Origin of the sequence: Bacillus sp. V3-13, from assembly GCF_002860165.1 — a bacterium.
GTDB lineage: Bacteria > Bacillota > Bacilli > Bacillales > Cytobacillaceae > Bacillus_BJ.
This window is the reverse complement of record NZ_PGUZ01000005.1, coordinates 40971-52004: the sequence shown is the minus strand read 5'-3', so window position 1 is coordinate 52004 and position 11034 is coordinate 40971. Positions and strand designations below refer to the sequence as shown.

10 protein-coding genes are annotated in these 11034 nt (G+C 43.5%); 5 read left to right on the top strand and 5 right to left on the bottom strand.

Annotated features, from left to right (window positions below):
- Positions 1–68 precede the first annotated feature (68 nt).
- Entirely contained in the window at positions 69–962 is an 894-nt protein-coding gene (locus CU633_RS02300; RefSeq protein WP_101658169.1) for an NAD(P)/FAD-dependent oxidoreductase, read from the top strand.
- A 56-nt stretch (positions 963–1018) separates the two neighbouring features.
- On the opposite strand, the gene CU633_RS02295 is transcribed toward CU633_RS02300, so the two are convergent.
- Positions 1019–2593 carry a sensor domain-containing diguanylate cyclase gene (locus tag CU633_RS02295; protein ID WP_101658114.1) on the bottom strand — a complete coding sequence of 525 codons (1575 nt, stop codon included), beginning with the start codon at positions 2591–2593 and terminating at the stop codon, positions 1019–1021.
- Positions 2594–2744: 151 nt separating this feature from the next.
- Positions 2745–4286 (bottom strand): FAD-dependent oxidoreductase, encoded by a 1542-nt coding sequence (locus CU633_RS02290; RefSeq protein ID WP_257958416.1) that lies wholly within the window; start codon positions 4284–4286, stop codon positions 2745–2747.
- A gap of 187 nt (positions 4287–4473) precedes the next feature.
- On the opposite strand from CU633_RS02290, the gene ybaK reads away from it, so the two are divergent.
- From ybaK to CU633_RS02270, 4 genes are all read left to right on the top strand, one after another.
- A complete protein-coding gene (ybaK, locus tag CU633_RS02285) occupies positions 4474–4959 on the top strand; it encodes a Cys-tRNA(Pro) deacylase (RefSeq protein WP_101658113.1) in 486 nt (161 codons plus the stop codon).
- Between the two features lie 103 nt (positions 4960–5062).
- Complete coding sequence (locus CU633_RS02280) at positions 5063–6190, top strand: PRK06851 family protein (protein WP_101658112.1); 1128 nt, start codon at positions 5063–5065, stop codon at positions 6188–6190.
- Between the two features lie 148 nt (positions 6191–6338).
- Entirely contained in the window at positions 6339–7214 is an 876-nt protein-coding gene (locus CU633_RS02275) for a Cof-type HAD-IIB family hydrolase (protein ID WP_101658111.1), read from the top strand.
- Between the two features lie 35 nt (positions 7215–7249).
- On the top strand, positions 7250–8326 hold the full coding sequence (locus tag CU633_RS02270; protein ID WP_101658110.1) for a PQQ-dependent sugar dehydrogenase: 1077 nt from the start codon (positions 7250–7252) through the stop codon (positions 8324–8326).
- A gap of 149 nt (positions 8327–8475) precedes the next feature.
- Here CU633_RS02270 and CU633_RS02265 read toward each other — a convergent pair whose 3' ends face one another.
- The 3 genes from CU633_RS02265 to CU633_RS02255 all read right to left on the bottom strand — a co-directional run bounded on the left by CU633_RS02265 (position 8476) and on the right by CU633_RS02255 (position 10956).
- Positions 8476–9129, bottom strand: coding sequence for a TetR/AcrR family transcriptional regulator (locus CU633_RS02265; protein WP_101658109.1), 654 nt, complete (start codon positions 9127–9129; stop codon positions 8476–8478).
- A gap of 79 nt (positions 9130–9208) precedes the next feature.
- Positions 9209–10234 (bottom strand): ABC transporter permease, encoded by a 1026-nt coding sequence (locus tag CU633_RS02260; RefSeq protein ID WP_101658108.1) that lies wholly within the window; start codon positions 10232–10234, stop codon positions 9209–9211.
- Entirely contained in the window at positions 10234–10956 is a 723-nt protein-coding gene (locus CU633_RS02255) for an ABC transporter ATP-binding protein (RefSeq protein WP_101658107.1), read from the bottom strand. Before CU633_RS02255 ends, CU633_RS02260 begins: the two co-directional genes overlap by 1 nt.
- Positions 10957–11034 lie beyond the last annotated feature (78 nt).

Below are 11034 nucleotides of genomic sequence, written 5' to 3'. Positions count from 1 at the left end.
CAGTTTGATGACGCAGATTGTTCCCGCAGGCGGAAGCTGGAATTTTCAGATCGGAAGGAGACGCTCAAATCATGTACGACTGTATTATTATAGGAGGCGGAATAGCAGGCTTACAAGCGGCTATCCAGTTAGGCAGATACAAACACAGAGTTCTTGTCATCGATGCAAATGACGGCAGATCAACTATATGCAAGGGCTATCATAATGTCCTGGGCTATCCCGATGGTATTAGCGGCGAAGAACTGAGAAAAATAGGCCGAAAACAGGCTGAACAATACGGCGTTGAGTTTTTCACTGGTAAAGCAGAACAAGCTGAAGCTATAAACGAAGATGAATTCATCATTAAGGCCGATACGGGGGAAAGCTTTACGGGAAAACGGCTGCTGCTTGCTACAGGGGTAATGGATCGCATTCCCGGCTTCCCGGAGATTTACCCGTGCCTCGGCATGAGTGTATATATTTGTCCCGATTGCGATGGATATGAGGTCAAAGATCAAGAAACAGTTGTGTTGGGATCGGGAAATCCCGGCGCCAATATGGCCTTGACTCTCCTTTATTGGACGAACAAGCTCACCTTTATTAACCATGAACAACAGCCGGTAGATGCCGAACTTCTCCAAAAATTAAAGGACCATTCGATTCGATATATCGAGGAGCCGATTGACAACATTATCGTTGATGGTGAGAACTTTCAAGGGGCTGTTTTGAAGAATGGAGAAAAACTCCTTGGCAGTCGCGGTTTTATCGCTTTTGGCGGCAATGAAGTCAAATCAGGTCTCGCAAAGCAGCTCGGCGTTAAAACATTGGAAAACCGTCATATTCCGATTGATCCGAGAACGAAAATGACCAATGTTCAAAATGTTTGGGCAGCAGGTGATGTTGCTGCCCACTCTGAACAGGTCACGATTGCAATGGGGGACGGTTCCCATTCCGCCATCTGGATCCACAAAAGCTTGATGTGAAGTCTTGGCAACACAATTAATCTGTAAAAAGGTGCAGGAAGGATCTCCTGCACCTTTTAGCTATCGATGTCATTTTTGTACGGCGTATAATTGTTTTTGCCGATCCTTTTAACTTGGAACATTGCACGGTCGGCATTGCGGATCAATGTTTCCGAATCCTCGCCATCATCGGGATACAGGCTTGCCCCGATGCTTGCTGTTACGTATAATTGTTTGCCGCCAATCAAAATCGGATCGGAGAGCCGTTCCTGGATTCTTCTTGCGACCTCTTCCATTTCAGCGTGATTTGAAACTCCTGGCAGCAGAACGGTAAACTCATCGCCTCCAAGCCGGGAAACGGTGTCTTGCTTACGGATGCTTTCCTTTAGAAGCCCGGCCACTTTTTGCAGAAGCAAATCGCCAATTTCATGTCCATATGTATCATTGACAGTTTTAAAATTATCCAGGTCAATAAACAAAATTCCGACATGCTTTTGCTGCTCCTGTGCTTCCTGAAGCTCACCATTAAGCTTGTCATAAAATAAGGTGCGGTTGGGGAGCATTGTTAAACTATCATGGTAGGCCAGCGCCATAATTTCCTGCTGCGATTGTTCCAGGGCATTCATCATTCCGTTAAATTCTTTTTCCAATTTCGAAATCTCATCATTTCCGGTAATTTCGGCTCTTGCTGAAAAATCCCGGCGTTCCCTTATTGTGATAACGCGGTGAATCAGTTTGCCCCACCTCTTTAGGAACAGTTTATCCAATATATACATGACAAAGATAATCAGGCAGACTACTGCCAGCAGTATGAATATGTAGAAGTACATCAAGCTTTTGTTTCCACGCATAAAAATTTCGCGCTTTTCGTTTATTTTTAGAATAACAGCCGGCTTTCCATCAAGATCATGAACAAGCGCATAAGCAGCTGCATTTTCCTTGTCGATAAGTTCAGTCCAAATCGCCGCTGCTTTTAAGGAATCCGGTGCTTTTACATCAGTTCCTTCAGGTAAAAGAGTGCGTTGGTACGGGATCACTTCCAGTGAGGAAAGGGTTGCTTCAGACAAGTTATTTATCTTGGCAGAGTCGATAAATCTTCCCGCTACCAGCGAGCCCGCGACTGGCCCGGAAAAGCTGCTGCCCACAATCGGATGCGCTGCAACCAATATAGGCCCTTCAGGGTGCATCATAATGCCCGAGTGAATGTCTTTTTCGTTTCGATGTGCCGTAAGAAAAGGATCATGATTTATGCTGTTTTTTAAGTTGTCAGGAATGCTCTTGCTTCTTGATGTTTGCAAGTTAAAACCTTTTTCATAAACGACTTCCCCGTCAGTGTTGATGATCATCAAAAAATTCAAACGGTTAACATTGAACATGTCATCGCCCATATTCGCCTCGATTTCGGATAGTTCGTTGCTGTACATAAAATTGTAAACATCATCCGAGGCGGCATAGCTTGTCACCTTGCTGTCCAACTCCGTTAAATCATCTGCGAGAGCATTGAGCACCCGCTTCATATTCAACCTCATGTTTTTATCTTCAATGTCGGCAAAACTTTCAATGATGTAGGACTGGGCTGCAAAATATAAAAAAGCAAGTCCGATTAAAGTGGAACAAATCATGAGCAGAATCAATTTTTGTCTAAGAGCCATAATGAGCACCTGGTTCTGTTAAATTTTTCGAAATATACAATAATCATTACTATATACCCAGTTTAATTTGCTTTTAAACAGGATTAATAAAACTTTTTTCCTAAATAACGCATAAAAAAAACCTCTCCAGCGAGGAGAGGTCTTCAAAACTTTAAGAGGATTCTACTCTTTTCAACGGTTTTACCGCCGGGCCTTCAACAACATCACCTTTGTAGCTAAATCTGGAGCCATGGCAAGGGCAGTCCCATGTCCGTTCCCCATTGTTCCATTCGAGTTCACAGCCCATGTGGGTACATGTTGTATCGATCAGGTAAATTTCGCCATCTTTATCCTTATAGGCTCCAGTTCTTTTCCCATTGATAGTGACAACAGCGCCCTCATCCTGGTTGAGTTCGGCAGGTTTTCTATCCGGATGGTCGAGCTTGCCTCCGATAAATGATTTTGCAACCTCGGCATTTTGTGAAATTAGTTTTTTTAAACTCGGGTCCGTGTTAAATCTCGATGGGGTGAAAAGCTGTTCGTATTTATTTTTTCTGCCGGCAATTAAGTCGCACAGCAGCAATGCCGCAATCGTTCCGTTTGTCATCCCCCATTTACGGAACCCGGTTGCTACGAGAATATTCGGATTATTATCCGTGATATTCCCGATATAAGGGATTTTGTCGAGGGTGCTTAAATCCTGGGTAGACCATCTATATGGGATTTCCTTTATGCCAAATGTTGTTTCTGCAAAATCCTCAAGCGCTTCGTAATGCTGAAACATATTTATGCCATGACCGGTGACATGGCCGTCACCACCGACGAGAATCAGCTGTTCGCCATTAATTGAAGCTGAGCGCAGTGAACGGGTTGGCTGCTCAGCGCTGATAAACATTCCACCCGGATAAGGCTTTTCAGGCTTAACTGCGAGGACATATGAGCGTTCGGCATACATTCTTGCAAAATAGCCGCCGGTTTTATCATAAAAAGGGAAGTGTGAGCTGATGATCACATTGCTGCAGGTAAGGCGATTGCCATCGCGGGTGATAACGACAGGATGTTTCCCTTTCTCAATATGCTCCGCGGTTGTATTTTCATAAATTTTGCCGCCGTCTTTAACGATTTCATCGACAAGGTTCGTTAAATATTTTAAAGGGTGGAATTGAGCCTGATTTTTCATGACAATCGCTGCCTTCATTTCCACCGGAATCGGAATTTCGGCTAAATACTCCCCGTTAATACCAAGCTTTTCATACGCTTTATATTCGTTAATCAATTTTTGAATATATTCGCTGGAATTGGTATAGACGTACGCATCCTCTTCACTAAAATCGCAGTCGATGTTGTGCTTATTTACCGTATTTTTAATAAATTGAAGAGCCTCATTGTTTGCTTCATAATAGAGCCTGGCCGTATCCTCACCAAAATGGCTGATCAGCTCTTCATAAATGAGTCGATGTTGTGCGGTAATTTTAGCCGTCGTATGGCCGGTTGTCCCGTTTAATATATTTCCCGCATCCAATAAGACAACCTTAGCCCCTTCTTTTGCAAGCAAATAGGCAGCCGTTACCCCGGTAATTCCGCCTCCAATAATAACCGTATCTGTCTCAATATCTTCTGTTAATCTTTCAAACGACGGAAGCTCCGCTGAATCCCTCCAATAAGGCTCAGGGAATTGCGGCATCCTTCCCGGCGAATTGACATGGTCTGTCATGCACTTACCCTCCTTGTAAAAAACTCGATTATAGTCCTAAAATGGCCAGGGTTTCTTTTCAAACTATTACCCTTAGAGTGAAAAGTTATTCATCCGAAACAGCATATCCGGCTTCTCAAGTGGATTGGTTTTTTTAGCAGAAAAAAATAAGTTAATATATAGGGAAAAGTATACGGGGGAGAATTTGATGGCTAAAACAAAAACAAATGCAATGCGGATTCTTGATGCGAAAAACATCGGCTATGAGCTGATCAGCTACGATCGTATCGACGGAAAGATAGATGGCATTTCCGTTGCGGAAAAGATCAACAAATCTCCCGGCCAAGTCTATAAAACTTTAGTGGCGCAAAGTGCAAATAAAAATATTAACATCTTTGTGATCCCTGTAGCAGAAGAACTCGACCTGAAAAAAGCGGCAAAAGCAGCAGGAGAAAAGAAAATTGAAATGATCGCGGTCAAGGATATTCAAAAGTATACAGGTTATATCCGGGGCGGCTGTTCTCCGGTTGGAATGAAAAAACAGTATCCAACGTTTATAGATAGGCGGGCCGGGCAGCTTAAAACGATTGTCGTGAGCGGAGGGAAAATAGGCGTTCAAATGGAGCTGACCGTTGAAAACCTGGTCGAGGCAACAGATGCCGTATTAGCAGACTTAATCAAGCAGGCAGATTAAGAAGTTTCGGCATATTTTTATAGGCATTCACCCAATTAACTTAATCTGCATATCTTGATGAAAGAGAAGCAGGTGCACGATTTTATTAAAGGGAGTGTCTAAGATGGCTGGAAAGATCCTTCATTATTTTGCCGGCGGAAATACAGCACGGGGATTTTATAGTTTATATGATTCCAATTTAAAAGATTTAACACGATTGTTTATATTAAAAGGCGGTCCCGGCACTGGGAAATCAACGCTTATGAAAAAAATAGCAAGGCAATGGCTGGAAAAAGGGTATAACGTCGAGTATCTCCATTGCGCTTCCGACAATGAATCGATTGACGGCGTGATTATTCCGGCTTTGAAAGCGGGCATCGTTGACGGGACAGCACCACATGTGATTGAACCGAAAACGCCAGGTGCCGTTGAAGATTATGTTAATTTGGGTGACGCCTGGGATTCCCGGCTTCTCCTTGAAAGCAAGCAGGAGATCGTAAAGCTATCCAGAGAAATTTCGCATGCTTTTGCCGAAGCTTATTCCACCTATGCCGAAGCATTAAGAATCCATGACGAATGGGAAAAAATCTATATGAACAATATCGACTTTGAGAAGGCAAACAACCTTACTAGCCGGTTGATTGACATGTTTTTTGGCACGATCGTTTTAAATAAAAAGTCTACCGTAAAGCACCGCTTTTTAGGGGCGGCGACTCCGAAAGGGCCGGTTGATTATATTCAAAACTTAACAGAGGACATCCCAAAACGATATTTTATTAAAGGGCGCCCGGGTTCCGGAAAATCAACGATGTTAAAGAAGCTCGCAGCACAGGCGGAGGAAAGAGGCTTCGATGTGGAGGTTTATCATTGCGGGTTCGATCCGGAAAGCCTGGACATGGTGATCATCAGGGAGATTGGGATTAGCATCTTTGACAGCACCGCTCCGCATGAATATTTTCCAAGCCGTGACGGTGATGAAATTATTGATATGTATAAAGCGGTCATTGCTCCGGGAACGGATGAAATTTTTGCCGATGAAATTGAACGGGTTGCTAAACGCTATAAAGAGAGGATGTCAACAGCTGCCTCCCATTTGGCAAGGGCAAAGCAACTCAATGATCAATTGGAGAAGATTTATGTGAAAGCAGTCGATTTTTCGGTCGTCGATGATTTTGCAGAAAAGATACAGGCGGATTTTCTGCGCCAGGCTGAGCATCAGGAGGAAATGGCTAATCCAGTCCTGCGTGTTTAAGCCGATTTTTCAGCAAAAAAGAGGCAGAAACCAAGCTCTGCCTCTTTTTTGAGTGATTTTACATAAACAAGGTTTTAAGATAAGCATCAACGATTGGAATCGTGATAAAATAACAAAATAGGTTGAAAAAACAAGAGAAGGTGTAAAAATGATTAAATGCATTGCGATCGATATGGATGGAACATTACTAACAAGCTCCCACCAAATTACAAAAGAAAATGAAGAAGCTATCAAAAAGGCACAGAAAATGGGTGTGGAAGTAGTCATTGCAACCGGCAGGTCCTATCAGGAAGCAAGGTATGTTTTAGATGACAATGAGATTCAATGTCCGGTTATTTGCGTCAATGGGGCGGAAGTGCGCTCGGCAGACGGAGCTATTGTTGCCTCCAGCCCGCTTGAGAAAGAAAAGGCGAAAGAGGCGGCAGTTAGATTGATGGAAAACAATGTGTATTTTGAAGTATACACAAACAAAGGTACATACACGAGTGACAGCGAAAAAGGCGTCTCTGTCCTGGTCGATATTTTTATGAGCGCAAATCCGGAGGCGGACGTGGAAGAAGTGATCAAGGTAGCCCGGCAGCGCTTAACGAAGGGCTTTGTCAACATAGTCGATCATTATGACAAATTGTTTAACGGTGACCAGTACGAAATCTACAAGCTGCTTGCTTTTTCCTATGATATTGACCATCTCGCCGCGGCGAAGGAGTCATTGGAACATGTGGAAGGACTGGCAGTCAGTTCATCAGGTCATGAAAACCTTGAAATTACAAATGAAAAAGCCCAAAAAGGAATTGCACTCGAGGCGTTTACAAGCAATAAAGGAATATCATTAGCAGAGACGATGGCGATTGGTGACAATTACAATGACCTTTCCATGTTTAAAAGGGTCGGTCGTTCAGTGGCAATGGGAAATGCGGATGACATTATTAAGGCACAGTGTGATTTTGTTACATTAACAAATGAAGAAAGCGGTGTTGGAAAAGCCATTTTGGAAGCCTTGAACACAGCCGGAGTCCGTTATTGATTTTACGAATTTATTAAGTGTGCGAGGGAGATGCGATGAAAAAAAGTCTGTTTCTTTTATTATTATTGTCGGTTTTCATGCTTTTCGGGTGTTCAAATAATGAGTACGGAAGAGAACAGCCGGCCGCTCCACAAGAAGCAGAGACAGCTGGAAAAGTAACGGAGCCGGAAATCATTGCTGATCAGCTCGACATACCGTGGTCGATCGCGAAAAGCGAAGATACTTTTTATATAAGCGAACGGACAGGCAGTATTGTTCAAATCAAAAATGGCGAGAAAAACAGGCAGCCAGTAAAGCTTGCCAAACCATTGGCAACCGCGTCTGAAGCTGGATTGCTTGGCTTTGTCCTTGCTCCGGATTTCAAGGAAACCAACCGGGCATTTGCTTACTATACGTATGAGGATGAAAGCGGGCAGTTTAACAGGATTATCGAGCTTGTGCTCACAGATGATCAATGGTCGGAACAAAAAGTACTGCTCGACAAAATTCCGAGCGGCCAATACCATCATGGCGGGCGCTTGAAAATCGGCCCGGACGGCAAGCTGTACGCGACCACGGGCGATGCAACACAACCGGAAATCGCCCAGGATCTTGAGTCATTGGGCGGAAAAATTTTGCGCATTAACCTTGATGGGTCGGTTCCTAATGACAATCCGTTTTCCGGTTCATATGTTTATAGCTATGGCCACCGGAATCCTCAGGGGTTGGCATGGAGCGAAGCGGGCACGTTATATGCAAGTGAACATGGGCCATCTGCACATGATGAAATTAACAGGATTGAAGCTGGCTTAAATTATGGCTGGCCAGAAATTGTCGGGGATGAAACAGAGCCTGACATGGAAACACCGCTATTCCAGTCCGGAAACGATACATGGGCCCCATCGGGAATCGCTTTTTATAAAGGCAGACTTTTTGTCGCGACATTGCGTGGCAATGCAGTCCGCCAGTTTGACCTCGAACAAAATACGACCAGTGAATTCATTTCAGGACTCGGGCGCATCCGTGATGTATTTATGGACGGAACTACTTTATACTTCGTCAGCAATAATACCGACGGACGGGGTACTCCGGATGAAGATGATGATAAGCTTTATAAAGTTGAGCTGCCATAAGTGAGATTCTCTTAAACCATCGGAAAGAAAGTCGATTTCAGGCCCTTAATCTGGTTGGCGTTAACATTTTATCCGCGAAAACAGACGACATTTCCGCGAAATCTGAAATCGAATAAAATAAAGGCCCGGATCCGCTCAGATCCGGGCCTTCACTCTTTCGGGGATAAGCCATGCATAATAAATTGGATGGTCCGTTCAATCTCTGAATCTTCATCCCAGTCCTCTTCCGGAAACAGCAGGTAGCGGCCGATCAAATAACCAAATATCGATGATGCTGTAAGCCGGACAACGCTGTATGGGGGTATGTCGATAATTTGGCCTTTGGCCTGATAGAAAAGGATAAGCTCTCTGAAGCGCTCGTAAACCTTTTCTCCTAAATGTTCTTTAAAGAGTTTTTTTAGTTCTGGATGGAACGGTATTTCCTGTAACAGGATCTTGAAAAGCGGCAAATTATTTTTAAAAAATAATATCCTGTTTTCGATCATCGCCCTTAAAAAATCTTCATAGTTCTCATACCTCGTATTCAGAACCTTATTTAAATCGTTTATCACAAACGGAGCGATAAATTTGGCCATCATTGGAACAACGATTGACATTAACAAGTCTTTTTTCGTTTTATAATGCCGGAAAATCGTTCCTTCCGCAACGCCGGCTTTCTTGGCAATCTCGCTCGTTGAAGTGGCGGCAAAGCCTTTTTCTGAAAAAGACTCAACCGCGGCGGCGATGATTTTTTTCTGTTTCTCCGTTAAGCCTTCCTTTTCCTCTTCAAAAAATTCTTCAATGATAGAATCCTGGTCCGACATTTTTTGCTCCCTCATCACATTTTTGTCCATTAAATAACATTGTAAAGGAAATTATTTTAAAAGTGAATCAGAGTTGATTTTATATTTTTCGGTATCTTTTCAATGTAATGATGTTCAAGAACATAAATAGGGTGGAGAATCCGGCCAGCACAAGTAAATTTATATAAATCTCACCGAGTCCATACCCGCGCACCATGACGTCCCTTAAAGCATCAGCTGCATAATAAAGTGGTGTGAACGGGCCAATCCAGCTCAACCAATCAGAAACCGTCTCCAGATTAAATAGCCCGGAAAAGAAAATTTGCGGAACGACGACGATTGGAATAAACTGAATCATTTGCAGTTCATTGTTTGCAAAGGCCGATAAAAGGATTCCGAGTGTAAGTGCCGACAAAGACAAAATCAGCGTAATGAGCAGCACGTAGAAGAAGGACCCTTCCATCATCATATTTAAAACATAAATTGCATACCAGGCGATGATTCCCGCCTGGAGCATCGTGAAGATTCCGAAGCCAAGCACATAGCCGATGACAATTTCCCAGCGCCGCAGTGGACTCGATAGAAGCCTCTCCAATGTTCCAGTTGTTCTTTCGCGCAGGAACGAGACACCGGCGATCAAAAAAACAAAGAAAAAGGCGAAAAATCCAAGCAGAACGGGGCCAAAATAATCAAACTGTCCCATTTCGCTGGAGCCGTGGTAATAATCGACCTCCGGTTCAGGTGCACGATCTGGCTGGAGAGGTTTAAGCGCCTTTTGCATCCATTTCATAACAGCTCCATTTACGCTCGGATCACTTCCTTCCAAAACGACAGAAGGTGTTTGCCCATCGAGTTTTAGATATGCATCTATTTCTTGTTCCGATAAATCTATTTTTGCCAGTTTGGCAGATTCATATTCTGATATTTTGGCATCTTCCAAGTCCAGTTGATTAATAACTTGCCCGGGAAAGCCAACCAGTCCGATTTTCGGAGTGTAATCATCGCCATTAAAGACAAGATGAAGCATTGATAGTATCAAGATCGGGGCTAAAATCATCAACGCCATCGTCCGCTTATCACGCAAAAATTGCCGCAAAATTCTTAGCACCAATGCACCAATTCTCATTATTTAGCACCTCCATAGCTTAAAAATGCTTCTTCGATATTGGCAGTCCCGGTATTTGCTTTTAATTCTGCCGGAGATCCAACCGCAATCAGCCGTCCGTAGCGAATCATGCCAAGCCGGTCGCATTTTTCCGCTTCGTCCATGACATGGGTCGTGACAATGATAGTCGTTCCTTTTCTTTTAAGCGCATAGAAGCTTTCCCAAATGTTTTTTCTTAATACAGGGTCAATGCCGACGGTCGGTTCATCGAGAATAAGCAGCTCGGGTTCATGAAGCAATGCAATCGCCAGCGACAAGCGGCGCTTCATCCCCCCGGAATAATTGGATACGAGCTTTGTCATATGTTCTGAGAGCTGAACGATTTCCATTACTTCATTCATTCTTTGCTGGCGTTCTCGGCCTTTTAAACGATAAAGAGAAGCGAAAAACTCCAGGTTTTCCTTTGCGGACAATTCACCATACAGGGCGTCGGACTGAGCCATATACCCGATCCTTTCAATCAGGGACAAGGACGGCATTTTTTGATTGAAAATAAAATTGCTTCCTTCTGTAGGAATGTCGAGACCGACTAACTGCTTTACGAGTGTCGTCTTTCCTGCCCCGGAAGGACCAAGAAACCCAAAAATTTCGCCCATTTTTATATCCAGGTTAATATCAATGAGCACTTGCTGATTCCCAAAAGACTTGGAAACATTCTGGATGGATATAATGTTCTTTTCCATACGAAGGTCATCTCCTTTATGAAAGTGAGTAATCACTCACTGTTATTCTAAAACGAAATGATTTATTTGTAAAGTGAG

What these genes read in the sequence shown, in the direction of transcription:
- CU633_RS02295 (WP_101658114.1), bottom strand. Translation starts at nt 2,593, where the DNA reads ATGGCTCTTAGACAAAAATTGATTCTGCTCATGATTTGTTCCACTTTA.
- CU633_RS02290 (WP_257958416.1), bottom strand. Translation starts at nt 4,286, where the DNA reads ATGACAGACCATGTCAATTCGCCGGGAAGGATGCCGCAATTCCCTGAG.
- ybaK (WP_101658113.1), top strand. Translation starts at nt 4,474, where the DNA reads ATGGCTAAAACAAAAACAAATGCAATGCGGATTCTTGATGCGAAAAAC.
- CU633_RS02280 (WP_101658112.1), top strand. Translation starts at nt 5,063, where the DNA reads ATGGCTGGAAAGATCCTTCATTATTTTGCCGGCGGAAATACAGCACGG.
- CU633_RS02275 (WP_101658111.1), top strand. Translation starts at nt 6,339, where the DNA reads ATGATTAAATGCATTGCGATCGATATGGATGGAACATTACTAACAAGC.
- CU633_RS02270 (WP_101658110.1), top strand. Translation starts at nt 7,250, where the DNA reads ATGAAAAAAAGTCTGTTTCTTTTATTATTATTGTCGGTTTTCATGCTT.
- CU633_RS02265 (WP_101658109.1), bottom strand. Translation starts at nt 9,129, where the DNA reads ATGTCGGACCAGGATTCTATCATTGAAGAATTTTTTGAAGAGGAAAAG.
- CU633_RS02260 (WP_101658108.1), bottom strand. Translation starts at nt 10,234, where the DNA reads ATGAGAATTGGTGCATTGGTGCTAAGAATTTTGCGGCAATTTTTGCGT.
- CU633_RS02255 (WP_101658107.1), bottom strand. Translation starts at nt 10,956, where the DNA reads ATGGAAAAGAACATTATATCCATCCAGAATGTTTCCAAGTCTTTTGGG.